Source organism: Streptomyces sp. NPDC032822 (assembly GCF_055578825.1).
The window spans coordinates 1-19,822 of the sequence record NZ_JBVIOL010000033.1; the positions used below are offsets into that span (position 1 = coordinate 1).

At 69.3% G+C, this 19,822-nt stretch carries 17 protein-coding genes and 3 pseudogenes; 12 read left to right on the forward strand and 8 right to left on the reverse strand.

Annotated features, from left to right (window positions below; translation table 11 throughout):
- The first annotated feature begins 67 nt into the window (after positions 1–67).
- From ACZ5VD_RS41880 to ACZ5VD_RS41900, 5 genes are all read left to right on the forward strand, one after another.
- Entirely contained in the window at positions 68–193 is a 126-nt protein-coding gene (locus ACZ5VD_RS41880) for a hypothetical protein (protein WP_468685726.1), read from the forward strand.
- Between the two features lie 257 nt (positions 194–450).
- A complete protein-coding gene (locus tag ACZ5VD_RS41885) occupies positions 451–1,449 on the forward strand; it encodes an aldo/keto reductase family protein (protein ID WP_468685727.1) in 999 nt (332 codons plus the stop codon).
- A 70-nt stretch (positions 1,450–1,519) separates the two neighbouring features.
- Positions 1,520–2,368, forward strand: coding sequence for an aldo/keto reductase (locus tag ACZ5VD_RS41890; protein ID WP_468685775.1), 849 nt, complete (start codon positions 1,520–1,522; stop codon positions 2,366–2,368).
- A 149-nt stretch (positions 2,369–2,517) separates the two neighbouring features.
- On the forward strand, positions 2,518–3,510 hold the full coding sequence (locus ACZ5VD_RS41895; RefSeq protein ID WP_468551783.1) for an SMP-30/gluconolactonase/LRE family protein: 993 nt from the start codon (positions 2,518–2,520) through the stop codon (positions 3,508–3,510).
- 213 nt (positions 3,511–3,723) lie between these two features.
- Positions 3,724–4,809, forward strand: coding sequence for an aldo/keto reductase (locus ACZ5VD_RS41900; RefSeq protein WP_468551782.1), 1,086 nt, complete (start codon positions 3,724–3,726; stop codon positions 4,807–4,809).
- On the opposite strand, the gene ACZ5VD_RS41905 is transcribed toward ACZ5VD_RS41900, so the two are convergent.
- Complete coding sequence (locus ACZ5VD_RS41905; RefSeq protein ID WP_468685729.1) at positions 4,769–5,050, reverse strand: hypothetical protein; 282 nt, start codon at positions 5,048–5,050, stop codon at positions 4,769–4,771. The two genes, ACZ5VD_RS41900 and ACZ5VD_RS41905, sit on opposite strands and share 41 nt — an antisense overlap.
- 113 nt (positions 5,051–5,163) lie before the next feature.
- Entirely contained in the window at positions 5,164–5,451 is a 288-nt protein-coding gene (locus ACZ5VD_RS41910) for a DUF1330 domain-containing protein (protein ID WP_468685731.1), read from the reverse strand.
- Between the two features lie 145 nt (positions 5,452–5,596).
- On the opposite strand from ACZ5VD_RS41910, the gene ACZ5VD_RS41915 reads away from it, so the two are divergent.
- Positions 5,597–5,938 carry an ArsR/SmtB family transcription factor gene (locus ACZ5VD_RS41915; RefSeq protein WP_468551779.1) on the forward strand — a complete coding sequence of 114 codons (342 nt, stop codon included), beginning with the start codon at positions 5,597–5,599 and terminating at the stop codon, positions 5,936–5,938.
- 7 nt (positions 5,939–5,945) lie between these two features.
- Here the strand turns inward: ACZ5VD_RS41915 and ACZ5VD_RS41920 are convergent, their stop codons facing one another.
- The 3 genes from ACZ5VD_RS41920 to ACZ5VD_RS41930 form a co-directional block, all read right to left on the reverse strand.
- Positions 5,946–6,221, reverse strand: a complete 276-nt coding sequence (locus ACZ5VD_RS41920) for a hypothetical protein (protein WP_468551778.1) — start codon at positions 6,219–6,221, stop codon at positions 5,946–5,948.
- Between the two features lie 482 nt (positions 6,222–6,703).
- Positions 6,704–7,042 (reverse strand): thioredoxin family protein, encoded by a 339-nt coding sequence (locus tag ACZ5VD_RS41925; protein ID WP_468685733.1) that lies wholly within the window; start codon positions 7,040–7,042, stop codon positions 6,704–6,706.
- A 560-nt stretch (positions 7,043–7,602) separates the two neighbouring features.
- A complete protein-coding gene (locus tag ACZ5VD_RS41930; RefSeq protein WP_468551776.1) occupies positions 7,603–8,742 on the reverse strand; it encodes a PucR-like N-terminal domain-containing protein in 1,140 nt (379 codons plus the stop codon).
- Between the two features lie 87 nt (positions 8,743–8,829).
- Between ACZ5VD_RS41930 and ACZ5VD_RS41935 the strand changes: the two genes are divergently transcribed.
- Positions 8,830–9,885, forward strand: coding sequence for a ferredoxin reductase (locus tag ACZ5VD_RS41935; RefSeq protein WP_468551775.1), 1,056 nt, complete (start codon positions 8,830–8,832; stop codon positions 9,883–9,885).
- Positions 9,886–9,892: 7 nt separating this feature from the next.
- A complete protein-coding gene (locus tag ACZ5VD_RS41940) occupies positions 9,893–11,011 on the forward strand; it encodes a fatty acid desaturase family protein (protein ID WP_468551774.1) in 1,119 nt (372 codons plus the stop codon).
- A gap of 360 nt (positions 11,012–11,371) precedes the next feature.
- Here the strand turns inward: ACZ5VD_RS41940 and ACZ5VD_RS41945 are convergent.
- Together ACZ5VD_RS41945 and ACZ5VD_RS41950 are read right to left on the reverse strand one after the other, a co-directional pair.
- Positions 11,372–12,273 (reverse strand): annotated as a pseudogene (locus ACZ5VD_RS41945) (MBL fold metallo-hydrolase).
- A 52-nt stretch (positions 12,274–12,325) separates the two neighbouring features.
- Positions 12,326–13,642, reverse strand: coding sequence for an MFS transporter (locus ACZ5VD_RS41950; RefSeq protein WP_468685735.1), 1,317 nt, complete (start codon positions 13,640–13,642; stop codon positions 12,326–12,328).
- Between the two features lie 127 nt (positions 13,643–13,769).
- On the opposite strand from ACZ5VD_RS41950, the gene ACZ5VD_RS41955 reads away from it, so the two are divergent.
- The 4 genes and pseudogenes from ACZ5VD_RS41955 to ACZ5VD_RS41970 all read left to right on the forward strand — a co-directional run.
- Complete coding sequence (locus tag ACZ5VD_RS41955; RefSeq protein WP_326732802.1) at positions 13,770–13,979, forward strand: hypothetical protein; 210 nt, start codon at positions 13,770–13,772, stop codon at positions 13,977–13,979.
- A complete protein-coding gene (locus ACZ5VD_RS41960) occupies positions 13,966–15,357 on the forward strand; it encodes an amidase (RefSeq protein WP_468685738.1) in 1,392 nt (463 codons plus the stop codon). The genes ACZ5VD_RS41955 and ACZ5VD_RS41960 overlap by 14 nt, the downstream gene beginning before the upstream one ends.
- Positions 15,358–15,524: 167 nt before the next feature.
- Positions 15,525–16,104, forward strand: a pseudogene (locus tag ACZ5VD_RS41965) (TetR/AcrR family transcriptional regulator).
- Positions 16,105–17,021: 917 nt separating this feature from the next.
- Positions 17,022–17,208 (forward strand): annotated as a pseudogene (locus ACZ5VD_RS41970) (helix-turn-helix domain-containing protein); the annotation flags it as partial.
- A 4-nt stretch (positions 17,209–17,212) separates the two neighbouring features.
- On the opposite strand, the gene ACZ5VD_RS41975 reads toward ACZ5VD_RS41970, so the two are convergent.
- Positions 17,213–19,570 (reverse strand): FG-GAP-like repeat-containing protein, encoded by a 2,358-nt coding sequence (locus ACZ5VD_RS41975; RefSeq protein ID WP_468685739.1) that lies wholly within the window; start codon positions 19,568–19,570, stop codon positions 17,213–17,215.
- Positions 19,571–19,822 lie beyond the last annotated feature (252 nt).

Consider the following 19,822-nt stretch of genomic DNA (forward strand, 5'->3'; position numbering starts at 1 on the left):
CGGCGGCTGCTCACCCCTTCTCATACACAGGCCAACAACCCATCAGACACCAACATTCCAAGGGCAGTTGCAGCATTCTGTTAGGCGTTCTAAGGGCCCGTCGCTGACCGGCTTCGCCTTCGCTCTCGCGGCCCTGCTGCCGCTGGGCCTGCTGGCCGCCTCCCATCGCAAGGCGGAATCAGCGCAGAGCTGACACCGGTCGGGGCGGCCGGGCCCTCCCCATCCGGTGACCATCCCGCGGTCGTCTCGGTCCTCATCGGACGGCGCACGCTCCGGCGTCCGCAGACGCAGCGGCCCGCGGCGACGTGGTCCTGGACTGTATCGCCGCCCCCGCCGCCCGGCACGGTCATCGACCCGGCCGACAGCCTCGCCGACCCCGCCCTGGACCCGGCGGCCCACCGACGCTGACCAGGGGACTTTCACCGAACACCGAACCAGCAAGGAGCATCGATGAGGTACCGCACACTCGGCAGCTCGGACCTTCAGGTCCCGGAGATCTCCCTCGGCTCGTGGCTGACCTACGCCGGCGGCATCGAGGCCCACGCGACCCATGCCTGCACCGAAGCGGCCTTCGACGCCGGAATCAACTTCTTCGACACCGCCAACGTCTACGGACAGGGAGCCGCAGAGACGGCCTGGGGCGAGATCCTCTCGGCCCACCCCCGCGACTCCTACATCCTGGCCACCAAGGTCTGGGGCCCGATGTCCGACGACCCGGCCGACAAAGGCCTGTCCCCCGCCCAGATCGCCCGGCAGATCGACGCCTCCCTCACGCGCCTGAAGACCGACTACGTCGACCTGTACCAGGCGCACCGCTTCGACCCGTCCGTGCCGATCGAGGACACCCTTGAGGCGTTCCAGAAGGTCGTCGAGCAGGGCAAGGCCCGCTACCTCGGCTTCAGCGAATGGACCCCCGAACAGATCCAGGCCGCGATCGACATCGCCGGCCCCGACCTGTTCGTCTCCTCCCAGCCGCAGTACTCCATGCTCTGGCAGGCACCCCAGGCCGAGGTGTTCGGCCTGTGCGCCGCGAACGGTATCTCCCAGATCGTCTGGTCGCCCCTCGCCCAGGGCGTCCTGACCGGCAAGTACAAGCCCGGCCGGCCCGTCCCTGAAGGGAGCCGGTTCGCCAGCGAGACGATGACGGTCTCCCAAGGCCTCGTCTACAGCGACGCCATCCTGGAAGCGGTCCAGCGCCTCGCGCCCATCGCCGAGCAGGCCGGGATGAGCATGCCCACCCTGGCGCTGGCCTGGGTCCTGCGCCGTGGTGAAGTCGCCTCCGCCATCACCGGCGCTTCCCGCCCCGAACAGGTCCACGCGAACGCCGCCGCCTCCGGCGTGAAGCTGTCGGACGACCTGCTGGCGGCCGTCGACCAGGCCCTCGGCGACGTCCCCGTCACCGAACCCACCCTCGCCCCTTCCGCCCAGGCCGGCGTCAAGCACCGCTGAGCAGACGGCTACTGCCCGGCCGACGCCCCCCCACAGCCAGAAAGCGAAGGTCTCAGCCATGACCAGCAAGATCCCCCAGGTTTCCCTCAACAACGGCGTGCAGATGCCGATTCTCGGCTTCGGCGTCTTCCAGATCCCCCAAGACCAGACCCAGCAGGCAGTGGAGGCCGCGCTCGAAGCCGGCTACCGCCTGCTCGACACCGCCGCGGCATACGAGAACGAGCGAGCCGTGGGCCGGGCCATCGCCGCCAGCGACATCCCCCGCGAAGACCTGTTCATCACCACGAAACTGTGGATCCAGGACTACGGCCAGGACAGCACCAAGCGCGCCTTCGACCGCTCGCTCGACCGCCTCGGTCTCGACCACCTCGACCTCTACCTGATCCACCAGCCCTTCGGCGACTACTACGGATCGTGGCGGGCCATGGAGGAACTCAACCGGGCCGGCCGCACCCGGGCGATCGGGGTCAGCAACTTCTACCCCGACCGGCTCGCCGACCTCATCACCCACCACGAGATCGTCCCCGCGGTCAACCAGATCGAGACGCACGTGTTCTTCCAGCGCGCGGGCGACCAGAGCCTGATGCGTGAGCACGGCGTCCAGCACGAGTCCTGGGGACCGCTCGCCGAAGGCGGCCAGGGCTTCTTCGACAACCCCGTGCTCGCCGACATCGCCCGCGCTCACGACAAGTCCGTCGCCCAGATCGCCCTTCGCTGGCTCGTCCAGCGCGAGATCGTCGTGATCCCGAAGTCGGTGCGGCCCGAACGTATGGCAGCAAACCTCGACGTCTTCGACTTCCAGCTCACCGCCGACGAGATGGCGCGCATCGCCGGCCTGGACACGGGCCGCAGCCACATCTTCGACCACCACGACCCCGAAAAGGTCACCTGGCTCGGCGGGGTGCGGTTCGACACCTGATGCCGCGCCGCCACTCGCTCTCGCAGTCCCCCACCCTCAGTCCCTTCCCCGGCCACCAGACGGTCGGCCGGGACACCGCTCGGTCCGAAGGACGTACGGCACCACTGCGTCGTTCTCCAGCCGCTTTCACAGAAAGCAGCCCCATGCGCATGCGATTCGCTCACGCCGCAGCAGTCCCCGCTCTCGCGGCCGTTCTCGTCTCGACCTCCTCGGCGTCCGCCGCCACCGCGGGAGGCCGGACGCAGCCGGTCATCACCCAGGTGAAGACTGCGGCCGCGCTCGACTTCGCCTCCGGCGACTCACCCGAGAACATCACCGTCAACCCGGACGGCTCCCTGACCGTGTCCCTGCTGGGCGTCCCCGCGAACAAGCCGCCCAAACTCGTGCGCATCACCGCATCCGGACAGCGGACCACCCTCGCCGGCGGGCACCTGGGCGATCAGATCACCGGCAACGCCCGCGGCGACGACGGCACCGTCTACTACAACGTGGACTCCGACGACGCCTCCAGGAACGGGACCTGGAAACTGCCCCCGAACGGCCACCCCCAGCGCCTGGCCGCCCTGCCCGACGACAGCCTGCCCAACGGCCTGGCCATCGATCGGGCGGGCCGTACCCTCTACGCCGCCGACAGCAACAACGGCACGATATGGGCCGTGCCCGTCTCCGGCGGACCGGCGAAAACCTGGCTGAAGGGCCCGGCGCTCGCAGCCGACCCCGACGGCTCTCTGCCGCTGGGCGTGAACGGCGTCCGCTTCCACAAGGGCGCCATCTGGGCGAGCAACTTCAGCCAGGGCACGCTGCTGAGGATCCCGGTCACCGCCCACGGGACCCCCGGCCGCATCCACACCGTCGCCGACAACCTGCCCGACTTCGACGACTTCTCCTTCCTCAACAACCACTCCGACACGGTCTTCGCCGCGCAGAACGACCCGACCGACCGGGTCAGCATCGTGCACCCGAACGGGACCCACGAGAGCGCCCTGACCGTCGCCGACGGCCTCGCCTCACCCACCACCACCGCCGTGCGCGGCAACCAGCTGTACATCGCCAATGCCGGATTCAACGCACCCCACGACGCGAAACTGCAGCGCGGAACCATCAACCTCGACGCCCTCACCCCGCGCCCCCGGCACCACTGAGGCGGCCCGGAACCCCACGGTCCGCCAGGCGGGCTGGGGTCGGCACCGCGGCAATGACGTCCCGTTTGTTCGCAGGGGCGGTGACACCGCCCCTGCGAACCGGCAGAAGCCAAACGCCATCTCCGGCCGACGCCACGAACCGTCCAGGTCGCCCCCAGCCCGCCGCAGCTCTCCCCCACCGCGGCACAAGCCGCACAACGACAAGGAAGCACCATGGAGTACCGCAAGCTCGGCACCACCGGAACCGCCATCTCCCGCATCGCGTTCGGCGCCATGTACTTCGGCGTCCAGACCCCGCAGGAGGAGGCGTTCGCGCTCCTGGACGCGTTCGTGGACGCCGGCGGCAACCTGGTCGACACCTCCAACGTCTACGGCGGCGGAAACAGCGAAGAGATCATCGGCCGCTGGTTCGCCGGCCGCCCCAGCAACGTCACCGACCGCGTCGTCCTGGCGACCAAGGGCCGCTTCGGCACCGGCACCGACGTCAACAGCCTCGGCTCCACCCGCCGACAACTGCGCCGCTCACTGGACGCCTCCCTGCACCGCCTCGGACGCGACCACGTCGACCTGTACCAGATCCACGCCTGGGACCCCCTGACGCCCATCGAGGAGACGCTGTCCTTCCTCGACGACGCCGTCCACGCAGGAAAGATCAACTACGTGGGTCTGTCCAACTTCACCGGCTGGCAGCTCCAGCTCGCCCTCTCCACCGCGCAGCAGATACGCACCCAGGTGCCCGTGACACTCCAGCAGCAGTACAGCCTGCTCTCCCGGGAGAGTGAATACGAAGTCATCCCCGCCGCACTGCACAACCACGTCTCCCTGCTGCCCTGGTCCCCGCTCGCCGGCGGCTTCCTCACCGGCAAGTACCAGCGCGGCAGCACCCCCGCCCCCGACACCCGCGCCGGCTCCGAAGACAAGCTCTACCAGTGGGTCTCCGCCGAGTACGCCGCCTCCGACCGCAACTGGCACACCATCGACGCGGTCGACCGCATCGCCCGCGAGATCGGCGCGACGCCCAGCCAGGTCGCCCTGGCCTGGGCAGCCGACCAGCCCTCCGTCGCCGCTCCCATCGTCGGCGCCCGCACCCTCACCCACCTCACCGAGAACCTCGGTGCGGCCGAACTGCACCTCGACGCCGACACCACCGCCGCCCTCAACACCGTCAGCGCACCGCAGCACGGCGGTTACCCCTACGGCGGCTTCGGCACCGCGCAGCGCTCCCGCGACTTCCACGGCAGCAAAGCCCAGGCGCACCTCATCGACGGCGGAAGCGAAACACCTCTCGGTCACGCCTGACCGCGCCGAGCGAGTCCGCGTCCGTACGGCCCGGTGTACGCCCCTGCCTGCGAGCACTGCCCAGGGAAGTCACTGACTCACCGGATTCGAGCGCTGCAACGGCGTCCTCCAGCAGCTGATCGGCGTCCACAGCCAACTGCCACGCGGCGTGCTCCTCAGCGCTCGCACCGGCCAGTTGCTCAGGCAGCAGGGCTTTGGCCAGCCCGTCCGACTGGGCCTTGGAACAGATCAGTCGCTGCATGGCTGACTCAAGCCGTTCGGATGGCGTGCCCTCACCCCGACATCCGCTCCCCAGGGGCACCTGACCACGGAAATGTGAAACAGGCAGCCACCTGGGGACAGTCATGTTGCGGGTCAGACGGAGTCGACCACGAGTGCGCTGGCGGTCGCGAAGGTATGGCGGAAGTCCTTGAGGGGCTGGTAGTCCTCCGAGTGGTAGAAGTCCAGGACGGCCTGCTTGTCCGGGAACTCCAGGATCACTCCGATGCCCGGCCGCTGGTCAGCCTCCAGGACGAAGCACTCGGTGTCACGCGCTATGGGCTTGCCTCCGTAGCGCGAGACCACTTCGAGTGTCCTGGACTCGTAGTCCCGCATCTTCTCGTCGTCCTGCGGGGTGACGCTGATGACCATGTAGGCGCTCACTGATGCCCCTTCTACAGTTCATTAGTTCGTTAGTTTGTATATACGTGAACTATTGAACGGCGGCGCCCGGGTGAGCACCAACCCTTGAGGGTGTGAGGTGCAGCACAACTGTTGGACGGTTCGCAAACTTGCGTACTATCGGCGTGTGAAAGCGTTGACCCACCCCAGTCGAGCGGACCTGCGCATCGAGTCCGTCCTGGACGCGATGGCCAATCCCACCCGGCTGAGGATCATCGACCGTCTCGCTCACGGGGAGGAGCTGACGTGCTCGACCACGCTGCCCGACGTGTCCCCGTCGACCGCCAGCCGACACTGGAACGTGCTGCGGGAGGCCGGTGTCCTGCGCGCCCGGCGAGAAGGCCGCATCATCCTGCACAGTCTGCGCCGTGAGGACCTGGACGCGCGCTTCCCCGGCCTCCTGGACAGCATCCTGGCAGCGGTCAGAGATTCGCCGACCACGCACGCGGCCGACGGTAGCAACCTCTGACCCGTTCCTATCCCTGCACACCGGCCAGAGCGACCACGCGCCGGCGAAACTCGGGCTCCAGCAAAACCCTGGGTGAATCCAGCAGGTTGGCCAACCTCAGGAACGAGCGTGCGATGTCGCCGCCCCTTGCCACGGCCGCGTAGACCAGGCCCATGTACTGATCACGCTGACGGACCGTGCCCGCCAGCGCTCGCCATCCCCCCTCGGGTGCATAAGCGGAAACGCCCGCTTCCCACCGACGGCCCGTCAGCTTCCCGGCCGCCTGCGCATACGCTGACGACACGTTCTCCGTCTCCTTCAGCGCACGGTCCCGCAGAAGCAGCGCCTGGAGCGGTGGTGCTGGCGCAGGAACGGAACGGGTTGGTGGGCACTCTTCAGGTCAGGGGCGGTGATGCCCCTCCCGCTCGGCCCGAGAAGCATCCCCGTCGCGAGATCGTCGACCGACGCCCCCAAGGTCACCTGACCACGGGCATGTGAAACAGGCACTTCCGGGACAGCCCTTGGGCGGCGGAGCCGAAGCGGGAAGGGTTTCGGGCTCTCGTCCGCGTCGGCGCGGGCCGGGTGGTGCTGCACTCAAGGCACGGCACCCATACGGGGCCGTCGTCTGCGGAGGTCGTGGCCGGAGCCGTGCAGCTGCCGGACGCGACCGCGCCGGACGCTCGTATGTGACCTGTGGGGGTGTCTCAACCCCAAGGTGTCTCAGGTGGCGCAGCTCGCATGGACGAGACGTGACGGGCGTCCCTGACCACGTGCCCCGGCGGCCGCTCAGAGGTGGCCGTCCAGGAGCTTTCGTACCTCGGCGGTGGTCGTCGGCCCCGTGGCGTGCGCCACCACCTCTCCCTGCTTCAGCAGGACGTAGGACGGGGCTGCGGTGATCCCGTATCGCTCGGTTGCGGCCGGACAACGCGTGATGTCGGTGCGGACGGCCGTCAGGCGGCCCGTGTAGTGGTCGGCGATGCCTCCCATAACGAGGTCCATCACCCGGCAGGGCTCGATGGCCTTGGGCCATGTCCCGGTGAAGTATGCGAGGACCGGAACGTTGCTCAACTTGAGGATGAAATTGAACTCCGCGTCCTCACGGGGCCGGTGGACCTTCGTCGCCATCAAAGCTCCTGACCTCACGCTCCGTCGTTTCATTCCCATCATCCCCCGCGCGGTGTGCCGGGTCGGCCCGGTCGGTCGTCCGGCCGACCTGCCGGAAGGGATGCGGGGGCCCGTGGTCCTCGCAGAACCACGGTGGTCCCCGGCGCGAGCGGCCCGCCCCCCTCTCCCTGGTGAGCCGGCCTGGACGCCCCGCCGGTCACCCGGCTGCAGCCCGCCGCGGGTCAGCTCGTGCCGGGACAGCGCCCTCCACGACGAAATGAAAGCCGTTCTCCAGGGCACAGCGGCCCAGATCACCGATCAGATGCTCGATGAGCGCGTCGACGAGCGGGGCGGTGCGTATCGTCCACCGGATCCAGTCGAGGCGTATCCGCCACCGAGCTCCTCAGAGACAGCACCCCGACGGGCTTTTTGAGGCCTTGTCCGGTCTCCGCATCACCCCCCGGTCTCCAGGCAGCTGATACGGCCCTCCCCCGGGCCGCACGAGCCGGCTGACAGCACCGGGCACGAGGCACGATTCCCGGGCCGCTCGCGGACGCGGTCGTGGACGGTCGACGTAGGCGTCAGCTGGCCCGGAGACCGACCGCCAGCGTCAGTTCAAGGACCCGGTGCGGGGATGGGAGATCCGGAAACAGCTGCCGCAGTTGCGACATCCGGTACCGGACCGTCTGGGGATGGACGAACAGCGCCGCCGCCACCTCCTCCCGCCTGCCCTGGTGCAGCAGCCATGCCCGCAACGTCTCCTCCAGCCGCTGTGCGGTCGCGACAGGCAAGGTCTGCAGCGGTGCGAGGGCTCGGGCACGCAGGTCTGCGAACGCGTCCGCGTCGGCGCTCAGCACCAGCTCGGGCAGGTGTTCCTCGGTGTCGCGGATATCGGAGGAGAGGGAGCGCGCGCGTGCGGCTCGTGCATACGAGGCGGACGCACGAGTCCATGGCCGGGCCGGGCCGGCCACGGCGGTGCGGTCGGTCAGCTGCCGCAGGAGATGTGAGCGGTCGGCATCGGGGACGAGCAGCACACCGGTTGAATCCGGCAGATCGTCCAGGACGAGGGTGCTCGGGTCGAGCGCGCGGTAGGCGGGCCGGGCCTGGGCGGCGGGCAGCAGGACCGCGGTCAGGGAAACCGGAGGCTGCCACCCGGCCCGTTGCACTGAGGCCAGCAGCACGTCCGGGCTCGCGCCGGCGAGGAGGTCGCGGGCGAGGTGTTCCAGGTGGCGCTCCTGGTCCCTGCCCCGGGCGGCCAGTTCGTCGGCGTGGCCCGCGGCGCTCGCGGCGGAGAGCTCGTCGATGTAGGCGAAGGTCAGCTCGGCGAACTTGGCGACCTCGGCGGCGGGCAGACCTGCGGGTACGGCGCCCGCTGCCAGGCACCGCCAGGCCACGCGGGCGCCGACGCGGTAGGCGCTGAGCAGGGCGTCCATCGAACGGCCGTCGCGCACCTCGCCGCGGCCCAGCTCGTAGGCCGCGTCCCCGGCGTCGCCGCCGGTGGCGTTCCCGCTCGCGAGGTCCAGGTAGTGTCCCAGGGCGGTGCGGACGGCTCGGCGGATGGTGGCGCCCATGTGGCCCGAAAGGGCGTTGGCGTAGGGAGGGACCTCGTCGATGATCGCTTGGACGACCTCGTCGGCGGTGCTCTTCAGCGCGGCCCGCAGTGCGGTGACCGTCGTCTCGTCCAGGGCCAGTTCGCTGGCCCTCCGGATTGCATGGCTCATGTATTTGTTCCCTGCGAACAATTCAGTCGGCCAGATTTACGTCCTGCGGTCAGGACTTTACGCCTTGAGGCGCAGCAAGCTGGAGTCATGACGAGTACAGCCCTCCGCAGCAGGGCGTGGAAACTGCTGGAGATGGTCACGACGCCGCTGCTGCCGTCGGACTATCTCGACCTGGTCAGTCCGCTGCGTGCGGGCGCTGACCTGCGTGGGCGCATCGAGGCCGTGCACCCCGAGACGGGTGACGCCGCGACGATCGTGATCAGGCCGGGCCGGGGCTGGCGCGGCCACACGGCCGGTCAGTACGTGCGGATCGGAATCGACGTCGACGGGGTGCGCCTGTGGCGTGCCTACTCCCTCACCTCGCCGACCAACCGCCAGGACGGCCGCATCACGATCACCGTGAAGGCGATCCCGGACGGCAAGGTCAGCAACCACCTGGTCCGCAGGGCCACACCGGGCACGCTGATCCAGCTCGACCACCCGACCGGTGACTTCGTGCTGCCACAGGCCAAGCCCGCCAAGGTGCTCTACCTGACGGCCGGCAGCGGCATCACGCCCGTGATGGGCATGCTGCGCGACACCGAGTTCGACGACGTCGTCATGGTTCACAGCGCGCCACAGCCGCAGGACGTGATCTTCCGCAACGAACTGCACGACCTGGCCGCGGACAAGAAACTGCGGCTCACCGAGGTGCACACCGACACGGACGGCATGCTCGACATCGCCCGTCTCGACGCCCTCGTGCCCGACTGGGCCGAGCGCGAGACCTGGGCCTGCGGGCCCGCGGGCCTGCTCGACGCCGCCGAAAAGCACTGGAGCGAGCACGGCGTCCACGAGCGCCTGCACACCGAGCGCTTCCGCCCCAGCATCGTCGTCGCCGGCGACGGCGGCGAGGTCACGTTCAGCACCACCGGCAAGACCGTCGACGCGGACGGCGCCACGCCGCTGCTGGACATCGGCGAGGAAGCCGGCGTGCTCATGCCCTCCGGGTGCCGCATGGGCATCTGCTTCGGCTGCGTCACGCCGCTCAAGGCGGGCGCCGTCCGCGACCTGCGCACCGGCGACATCACCGAGGCCGAGCCGGGCGTCCTCATCCAGACCTGTGTGTCCGCCGCCGCGGGCCCCTGCGACATCGAACGGTAGGAGCACCTTGACCGCCACCGACCCCACCGCCCACCTGACCACGGAGCAGATCGAGGAGCTGGGCCGCGAGCTGGACGCGATCCGCGACGAGGTGATCGCCGACCGCGGCGAGACAGACGCCGCCTACATCCGCAAGGTCATCTCGGCGCAGCGCAAGCTCGAACTGGTCAGCAGGGGTGTGCTGCTGTTCTCGATCTTCCCGCCCGCCTGGCTGATCGGCACCGCCGGCCTGTCCGTGGCGAAGATCATGGACAACATGGAGATCGGTCACAACATCCTGCACGGCCAGTGGGACTGGATGCGGGATCCGAAGATCCACTCCACCACCTGGGAGTGGGACCACGTCTCGCCCTCCGAGCAGTGGAAGCACTCGCACAACGAGCTCCACCACACGTACACCAACGTGATCGGCAAGGACAACGACCTCGGCTACGGCATCATGCGCGTCGACGAGGACCAGAGGTGGCACCCCTTCCACCTCGGCCAGCCGCTGTGGAACTTCCTCAACGCCTGTTTCTTCGAGTACGGCATCGCAGCGTACGACCTGGAGCTCGGCAAGAACCTGAACAAGCGCCGCCGCAAGAACCCGGAGTTCCGCGCGCGGGCCAAGGCCGTGGGCCGCAAGATCCGCAAGCAGGTTCTCAAGGACTACGTGATCCACCCGCTGCTGTCGGGCCCGTCGTTCCTCCCCACGCTCGCCGCCACGTTCACCGCGAACCTGGTCCGCAACATCTGGACCCACTCGGTGATCATGTGCGGGCACTTCCCCGAGGGTGTACAGGTCTTCGAGCGCCGTTCGATCAAGGGTGAGACGCGCGGCCAGTGGTACCTGCGCCAGATGATGGGCTCGGCGAACATCAGCGGCAGCAAGGCCATGCACTTCATGACCGGCAACCTCTCCCACCAGATCGAGCACCACCTCTTCCCGGACCTGCCGAGCAACCGGTACGCCGAGGTCGCGGTGAAGGTGCGCGCGCTGTTCGAGAAGTACGAGCTGGAGTACGTCACCGGGCCGCTGCCCAAGCAGGTGTTCTCCGCGTGGCACAAGGTCTTCCGGCTCTCGCTGCCGAACAAGAAGCCCACAGTCAAGGCGCCGGACCGCGAGCAGGAACTCCTCGCCGCCTGACTCCCGGTAGCGGTCCAGACCTCCCGGCCCCACCGCCCGCACCTCCGGATTCGGTGAGCTCCGTTGCGGACGGTGGGCGACCGCGGCGTCAGACCTGTAGGCCCGCAATCGGGATGTCCCGTTCCGCTGTAGTGGTCTGCAGGTTTTCTGTATGTCTCATTGAGCGGACACCTCCGCTGTCTCACGATCTTGTCCCTTTGAGGCTGCAGGTCAGCGTCGTCCACTTCGATCCCCGCCAGATACGACTCCAGCGCGGGAAACCCATCGACGCGAGCCGCGTATCCCCCAGTACGTGGGAGGTGGTGGGGTCCGAAGGGCTGGGCCATACCTGCGGTGACCGAGACGGCGTGGCAACGGCAATCAGGAAGCGTGGACGGGATCCAGTCGGTAAGCGTCCCCGTGGGCGACCACGCGGCCGGCGGTGGGCGGTGCGAAGTGGGTGCCGAGGAGGAGGGTGTCCGTGCCGGCGAGGGAGCCGAGCAGCTCGCGGCGGGTGGCCTCGGACTGCCGCGGGTCGATGTCGACGCAGGCGCCGATGACGGGGTGGGCGAGCTGGACGGGGTGGTGGACGCAGTCGCCGGAGATCAGCGCCGTCTCACCCTGGCTGGTCAGTTCCACCGCGACGTGGCCGGGGGTGTGGCCGGGTGTCGGGACCAAGCGCAGGCCGGGGGCGATCTCGGCCCCCTTGTGCGGGACGTCGACCGTGCTCAGCAGACCCGCCTGTTCGACCGGGATCACGGAGTCGCGGAACATCTGTTCGCGAGACTCCTCCATGTCGTACGTGGCCCAGAACTCCCGCTCGGCGCGGGAGGTGAGGTAGCGGGCGTTGGGGAAGGTGGGGACCCATTCGCCGTTCACCTGCCGTGTGTTCCAGCCGACGTGATCGGCGTGCAGGTGGGTGAGGATCACCAGGTCGACGGAGTCCGGGGGAAACCGGCGGCGGTGAGGTGCTCCAGGAAGTCGGTCCGCAGGTCGTGCCAGGCCGGGTTGGCCCGCTCCTTGCCGTTGCCGATGCCGGTGTCGACGAGAACGCGCAGCCCGTTCACGACGAACGCGAAGCTGTGGCTGTCGATGTGCAGAATCCCGTCCTGGCCAGCGAAGTGGGGGTGCAGCCAGTCCTGGGCGGTCACCACCTCAGGGGTGGCGTCGGGAAGCAGCCAGGGTCCGGTCGCGGGCGGCAGGGCGACTTCGTCGATGCGGTGGACGGTGACGCCGCCCACGGTCCAGGAGAGGACGGGGGTGGCGGCGGGAGAGGTGTGCATGGTGTGTCGTTTCCTTTGGTTCTCTTCAGTGGGAGCGGTCGGTTGTTCTTCATCAGTGGGAGCGGTCGACTTCGGGTCGGGCCGCTCCGTGTCGTGACGCGGTGAGTGCCGCCAGGGCCGCCAGAGCGAGGAGAGCGGCGGTGATGGCATAGGCGTGTGCGGTGGCCCCCAGCCCGTAGTGCTGGGTGGCGGCGCCCGCGGCGACGGCGGGCAGGCTCATGGAGAGGTAGCTGAGGATGTAGTAGGCGGCCAGTGTCGCGGCGCGGTCCCGCTCGTCGAGCGAGGCGAGGAGCATACGCAGCGCCCCCTGGGAAACGGCGCCGAAGGCGATGCCGGCCAGCACCGCGCCGCCGTAGACGGCGGGCAGCCCGGCGCCGTGCAGACCGCTCAGGGTCAGGGCCGCGGCGGGCAGGACGGACAGGCAGCCGCCGACCGCCGTGGCGCGGGGCGGCCTGCGCCGCAGCGCCCATACGGTGAGCGCGGCGGTGGCACTGAGGGTGAAGAAGACCATGCCACGGGCTGCTTGCGGGGCGTCGGGTGCCACCAGGCCTACGAGGGCCGGGCCGAGGGAGGAGTAGAAGCCGCCCAGCGCCCAGACGGTGCCGACAGCGGCGCCCGCGGCCAGCAGGGTGCGGCGGACCGGGGGCGGGACGCCGGCCCGCGGGCGCAGCGACCGCAGCGCTCCCACACGGCGGTGGGCCGTCTCCGTGGTGAAGGTGGCCGCGATCGCCTGGGCGAGGAACAACACCGCCAGCAGTACGTAGACGGTGACCGTGGGGGCGGGGGCGAAACGGACGAGCAGGGTGGAGACGAGCACGCCGGTGGCCATGCCTGCGACCGGGGTGACGCTGTTGGCCAGGGCGGATCGGCCCGGGCGCCGGGGGTTCTCCAGGTCGAGGAGCGCCGCGCCCGCGGCGCTGGTGGCCGCGCCGGTGGCCGCTCCTTGCAGGACCCGGGCGATGGCCAGGGAGCCCGCGCCGTCCGCTGAGGCCAGGAGGACCATGGAGGCGGCCGCCATGAGCAGGGCGCCTGCCAGGACGGGGCGTCGCCCCAGGTGGTCGGAGAGCGCTCCGGTGGTGAGCAGGGCCAGCAGCAGGGCCAGGGCGTACGCGCTGAAGACCACGGTGACGGCGAGCGCGGAGAGGCCCCACTGGTCCTGGTAGAGAGGGTAGAGCGGGGTCGGAGCGCTGGACGCGGCCAGGAGGGCCGCGAGTATCGACACGTCGAGGGCGAAGGAAGCCGTGCGCCTCCTCGTACGGGTGCGGGTGGCCTGATGAGCGATATGCGCGGATGCGTCGGACGCCGCGGGTGCGTCGGAGATAGCTGGCCCGTCGGCCAGCGCTTGTACGTCGGAGATGACGCCGGGCATAGGACCCCTTCCGTAAATGCAATGTATTTGCTTTAACTCGACCGTAGGGCCTACAGTCGAGTTAAAGCAAACCGTTAGCTTTTACTACGGGGGGCTTCGTCGCCACGCCCCTGAGCAGGAGAAGCCTGTGTCCTCCGCTGAACTCACGCCGCCCGAGGCCGCCCGCTGGGCCGCCCGTGCCGGACTTCCGCTGCCCGATGACCGCCACGCCGCGGTCGCCGCCACCGCCGACCACATCCACTCCGTCGTCTCGGTCCTGCGTGAGCTGGACTTCGGGGACACCCCGCCCGCCGGCGCCTACCGCGCCGGAAAGGAGAAGCACGATGCAGCCGTATGAGCTGACCCTCGCCGACGCCGCGCAGCAGATCCGGGCCCGCCGGCTGTCCCCCGTCGAGCTGGTGGACTCGGTCCTCGAACGCATCGACCAGGTGGACCCGCACGTCGAGGCGTACGTCGCGGTCACCGCTGAGCAGGCCCGCGGCGCGGCGCGGGAGGCCGAGCAGGAAGCGGCCCGCGGCATGTTCCGGGGGCCGCTGCACGGCGTCCCGGCCGGGCTCAAGGACCTGATCGACGTCGCCGGTTCGCCCACCAGCGCCAGTTCCCGGGTCCGGGCCGGCCACCGCGCCGCCGCCGACAGCACGGTCGCCGCCCGACTGCGGGCCGCAGGCTCCGTCCTGGTCGGCAAGACCCACACCCACGAGTTCGCCTACGGCCTGACCACCCCGCAGACCGGCAACGCCTGGGACCGCGGCCGGGTCGCGGGAGGCTCCAGCGGCGGGTCCGCCGTCGCGGTGGCGGCCGGGGCGGCGACCTTCGCCCTCGGCACCGACACCGGCGGGTCGATCCGGGTTCCCGCCTCGCTGAACGGGGTCGTCGGCCTCAAGCCGACCTACGGGCTGGTGCCGCGCCACGGCGTCACGTCACTGTCCTGGTCGCTGGACCACGTCGGCCCGGTCACCCGCACCGTCGAGGACGCGGCCCTGGTCCTGAACGTCCTCGCCGGCCACGACCCGCGTGACCCCGCCTCGCTGGACGCCCTCGCCGTCGACCACCGGCCGGAACGGGAGCCGGACCTGGCGGGTGTGCGCGTCGGGGTACCGCGCAACTACTACTTCGACCATGTCGACCCGGAGGTGGAGACCGCCGTCCGCCGGGGCATCGCGCAGCTGGAGACGCTCGGCGCCCATCTCGTCAAGATCGACATCCCGATGACCCGATACATCCAGGCCACGCAGTGGGGGCTGATGGTTCCGGAGGCCACCGCCTACCACGAGGGCACGCTGCGTACCGTCCCCGAGCTGTACCAGGCGGACGTCCGCATCCTCCTGGAGGCCGGTGAGCTGATGGGCGCGGGCGACTATCTGCGTGCCCAGCGCTCCCGGACGCTCATGCAGGAGGAATGGGCCCGCATTCTGGAGAAGGCCGACGTGATCGCCGCCCCGGCGGTCCCGATGACCGCGGTGAACGCCGGCCAGGAGAGCGTCACCTGGTCCGACGGCTCGACCGAGGCCATCTCCGACGCCTACGTGCGTCTGTCCTCCCCGGCCAACATCACCGGAGTGCCCGCCCTGTCCGTCCCGGTGGGCCACGACACGGCGGGCATGCCGATCGGCATGCAGCTGCTCGGGCGGCCCTACGGCGAGCGGCAGCTGCTGCGGGTGGGCCACGCCTACGAGCAGACGCAGCCCGCCCGATCGCTCGCGCCGGCCGCCTGAGAGCTGCGTGCGGGCCAGACGGTTCCGGACCGGCCCCTATGCCGTTCGGCTCCGGTCGGGATCAGGACCGGATGCCCGCAGCGAGGAGACCGGCGAGGGAGCCCTGACGCGGCCGTCGAGCCGACACGCTCCCCCTAAACGCAATAACTGCGCTTTAAGGTGGAGTCATGAGTCGTAAGCCGATGGTGCGCCCCGGCGGGCGCAGTGCAAGGGTCCAGGCTTCGGTGCACACCGCCGTCCGCGACATCCTGTCGGAGCGGGGCCGCGACGCGGTGACCGTCCCGCTGGTCGCCCAGCGCGCCGGAGTCACCCCCTCGACGATCTACCGCCGCTGGGGGGGACCTTCAGGAGCTGCTGTCGGACGTCGCGGTGGAGCGCCTGCGGCCCGACACCGCGCCGGAGGACCACGGCGACCTGCTGTCCGACCTGACGGCCTGGGCCGAACAGTTCCTCGACGAGATGTCCTCCCCCTCCGGCCGCGCATACATCCGTGACGCTCTGCTCGGCGACCCGGACGGCAGCTACGCCGGTCAGTGCTCGGCCTACGCGGCCGAACAGATCGACATCATGCTCGCCCGCGCGATCGACCGCGAGGAGAACACTCCCGACGTCGAGACGGCGATGGACCGCGTGGTCGCCCCCATGATGTACCGCATCCTCTTCCGCCCGGCCGGACTCGACGCCGCGTACGCCCGTCAGCTCGTGACCGAACTCCTCGACGCGGGCGAAGAACACCCCTTCCCATGATCCAGATTCCTCGCGGCCCGCGCAGGAGGAACCGCCCAGATTCACCGTTGCTCAAGCCCGCGGGCTATCGCAGCTCGGGCGAGGCAAGGGCCTTCGTCTTGTGGCGTGGTCCGTGGAGATCACCGAACTGGTCGGTATACGCCGCCGCGGCGGCCGCAACCTTCTTGCCAAGGCAAGCGAGCTGCATGAGGTGTTTGACTCCGCAAGGGAAAAGAGCTCGCCGTCCAGGTCCTGTTCCAGCTTGTGGATCTGCAGGGTCACCGTGCCCGGATCGAGGCCCGCGTCGCGGGCGAACGTCGTCAGGGTGGGATAGCGGACTGCTTCCAGGAAGCGGCGCAGACGGCACTGTCCGCCTTGGTTCCTGCCGCCGGCCGCAGCAGAGGGGGCAGGCGAACCAGCCTTGCTGCCGCGGCGGCGGGTGTACGTGGCCTCCGCCGAGGATGTGCCCGCACGGGAGGCTGCGCGCCGCTTGAGCCGCAGTGGCGTGTCCGAGGTCGGTGGGCTGCAGGGGTCGGTTCTTCGTGGTCCGAACCAGCAGCGGGCCTCCGATCTCCTCCTACGATCTCCTCGTCCAGGCGCAGCAGGTGGCTGGTGACGCTGTGCGTGGATAGCCACCTGCCGCGCACGCCTCGGAGAGGGATCGGTATCCGGCGACCTGGAGGAACGTAGGGAGCCGGCGCAGCTGGTAGTTGTTGCCGAGCACCGGGCGCAAGAGCGCAGGGCGCTCTGTCCCTTTAGCCAGGCCGGACAAAGGCCACCGTCAATGAGAAAGGGACACCCGGAATGCGAACCTCCAAGACCCTACGCCCCCGGATCGGGCAGCCCGGTGTCCGGCCGCGCGGCCTGGACGTGCGCCAGAAGTTCAGCACACAGCCCCGGGATGGTGCTGCAGTGCGCTGACGATGTCGCCCGAGACCGTGGTCCAGGCCGACGAAGGCACGGTGCGTGAGGTGATCCACCGGTTCAACGAGATCGGTCTGGCCTGTCTGGACCCTCGATGGGCGGGAGGCCCGCCTGCTCACCCCTGACGACGAGGACTTCGTCGCCCAGACGGCCGCCACCCGCCCGACCAAGGCGGGCCCGGACGCGTACGAGTCGTGGAGCCGCCCTACATGTTGCCGCCTCGGTTGAGCCAGCACCGCACCGAGCCGCCGCCGTAGACGACCACGTAATCCGCCTTCCCGTCGCCGCTGATATCGCGGAACGTGGACTTCGCGCCGGGGTAGTACGTCTTCCGGACGAAGTTGCGGTACTCCGTGAAACCGCCCTTCCCCAGGCCGCCGTTGTTGATGTAGGCGTGGACGTCGCCACGCGCGCCGACGACGAGATAGTCGGCCTTGCCGTCTCCGTCGACGTCAGCGAAGCGGAGGCGGTCGCGGGTGGCGTAGTGGACGCCGGGCGCCCAGTTCTTGTGTTCCTCGAAGCGGTACCAGCCGTCGCCGGTCGGCAGGTTGTAGTAGGCGTGTACGGCGCTGTCTTGGCCGACCCGGAGCAGGTCGTCACGGCCGTCGCCGTTCACGTCCGCGAACCGAATTGCCTCACTCGGGATATCGCCGTGGCCCACCTTGATGGACACCCCGATGGGGTCCCACTCGACCTTGCCGTCGCGTACGCCCTTGTTCTCGCGATAAGTGATCCACTCGTCGTTGTCGAGGAGGCGGACGATGTCGTCCCGGCCGTCGCCGTTCAGGTCGGCGAACCGAATGCTCACAGCTTGGTCGCGGCTGCGGACCTCGTAGTCGCTCTCCACATCCACCCATTGCGGTTTCCCGGGCTGCGCGGGGGTGTTGATGCCGATGCGCAGCTTCCCCGCGTCGGGGGTGCGTACATAGTCGTCGCGCCCGTCGCCGTCGAAGTCCGCAAGGTCCGTGCGGCCCTTGGGGTCCGTCATGCCCGGTGCCACGACGCCGAGCGACTGCCAGCCGTCGCCCGGCCCGCTCTCGCCCGGGTCCTCCGGCGACGTGCCGCACGCGTTCTCGTCCCCGGGGAGGGGCTTGTTCAGCCAACCCTCCCGCTCGACGAGCAGCAGCGCGTCGCTGAACGCCTTGGCCATCTTGGTGTAGCCGCCGTCGTGCGGATGCGTACCGTCGACGTCCGCCGTCGTCACGTCGTTCATGTGCACGAGCCTGACCCGCTTGCCCTGCTGCCGGCGTTCGGCCACGATCCTGGGCAGCTCGGCGTTGTACCTGTCGATCCTGGGCTGCAACCCCTCCTTGACGGACGGCGTCAGCGTGGCCAGCAGGACCGTGGTCTCCGGGGCGTCCTCGAAGATCTGGTCGATCAGGGCGCCGATTCGCTCCGGGGCCTCGTCCAGCTCGTGGTTCTGGTTCATGTCGTTCGTCCCGGCCATCAGCGTGACGACGTTGGGCCGGTACTTTTTGACCGAGCACTCCGCCTTGCGGGCGATCTGGTCGATCCGGTAGCCGCGGTAGCCCTCGTGGTGCGGCTCGCTCATGTTGCCCGAACGCTGGGAGCCGACCATGCTCACGTCGCGCTTTTGCAGGCCGCTGTCGGTGACGTACCCGTTGAAGAGGATGCCGTTGCGGAATTCGCCGCGGTAGCTGTTGCCGTGGGAGCTGTTCTGGCCCTGGGTGAAAGAGTCACCAGTCGACAGGACCCTCGTGGGTTCGGGCGGGGAGATCTCCGGCACAGGCTGGTCGGGGCCGATGCGTACCGCCCAGTGGTCCGAGCCGCCGCGTTCCAGGCGGGTGACCGGCACGTTGTTGAGAAACTGGTCGGCGACGAGGTAGTCCAGTTCACCGCCGCCGGCATGGGTGGGCTGGTCCGAGTTGTAGATCCGCGCGACGGGGAAGTGGCTGCGGCCGGCGAGGTCGTCGGGTTGGGCGTTGAAGTCGCCGCCTACCGCCCACTCGTAGCTGCGGCCTGCCTGGTGTCCCCAGCGCTCGACGGCGTTGTCAATCGCGTTGAGCATGCTCGCCGAGTCGCCGCCACCGCCGGACAGGCCGTGGAAGGTGAAGTACCAGTGCTGGTCGAAGCGCACGCCCAAGGCGCGTCGCCCGGCCGAGACGGGGTTGGCGACGGCGCGGACCTCGTCCGGCACGCCACGCGTCATGACCGCGATGTTGACACGGCCGCCCTGCCCGGTACCACCATTGCTGTCGGTCTGAAGGAAGTAGACCTCGTACGGGCCCCCGCGTCCTGAGTCCGGTCGGTCTGGGTTCCACGTACTGTTCTCGTACTCGTTGCCGTCAGCGTCGCGGTGGGTGAACGATCGGATGCGTTCGTTGTTGTCGCCCACCAGGCTGGACGGCGGCCCAGCGCCTGCCTCCTGCAACAGCAGGACGGACGCCTGCCGCATATATCGGCGGGTCTGCTCCCATTTGGCGCCGGGTTGACCAGCCAGGCTTTCGCCCTGCATGTTCCAGGTGATTACCGTCCTTCGGTCCAGACCGTCCGCCTGCGCGGTAGGTGCGGTGAGGACGATGGCGGTGAGTGATACGGCCATCGTGGCCATGGCGAGCGCTACGAGGAGCAGTGCCCGTAACGGATTGCTATTGAGGAGTCGTTGTCTCACGCTCATCAAGACATGAAGAGGCAGACGATGGTTGCTCGGTGTGGTGGTGGAGGTGTTGGCAGACCTCTGTCCGCCACTGGCCATCCACGCCACAGTCGGCCAGTCCGGTGATGCTCCCGGGTTCACTCAAGTCATGATCTCCAGCATCCATGCCTGTTCTGCGTCCAGGGCCGCTGCTGACAG

Bases quoted from the DNA above. Each gene is read 5' to 3' on its own strand.
- ACZ5VD_RS41885 (WP_468685727.1), top strand. From the start codon at position 451: ATGAGGTACCGCACACTCGGCAGCTCGGACCTTCAGGTCCCGGAGATC.
- ACZ5VD_RS41895 (WP_468551783.1), top strand. From the start codon at position 2,518: ATGCGATTCGCTCACGCCGCAGCAGTCCCCGCTCTCGCGGCCGTTCTC.
- ACZ5VD_RS41900 (WP_468551782.1), top strand. From the start codon at position 3,724: ATGGAGTACCGCAAGCTCGGCACCACCGGAACCGCCATCTCCCGCATC.
- ACZ5VD_RS41905 (WP_468685729.1), bottom strand. From the start codon at position 5,050: ATGCAGCGACTGATCTGTTCCAAGGCCCAGTCGGACGGGCTGGCCAAA.
- ACZ5VD_RS41925 (WP_468685733.1), bottom strand. From the start codon at position 7,042: ATGGCGACGAAGGTCCACCGGCCCCGTGAGGACGCGGAGTTCAATTTC.
- ACZ5VD_RS41930 (WP_468551776.1), bottom strand. From the start codon at position 8,742: ATGAGCCATGCAATCCGGAGGGCCAGCGAACTGGCCCTGGACGAGACG.
- ACZ5VD_RS41935 (WP_468551775.1), top strand. From the start codon at position 8,830: ATGACGAGTACAGCCCTCCGCAGCAGGGCGTGGAAACTGCTGGAGATG.
- ACZ5VD_RS41950 (WP_468685735.1), bottom strand. From the start codon at position 13,642: ATGCCCGGCGTCATCTCCGACGTACAAGCGCTGGCCGACGGGCCAGCT.
- ACZ5VD_RS41960 (WP_468685738.1), top strand. From the start codon at position 13,966: ATGCAGCCGTATGAGCTGACCCTCGCCGACGCCGCGCAGCAGATCCGG.
- ACZ5VD_RS41975 (WP_468685739.1), bottom strand. From the start codon at position 19,570: ATGGCCGTATCACTCACCGCCATCGTCCTCACCGCACCTACCGCGCAG.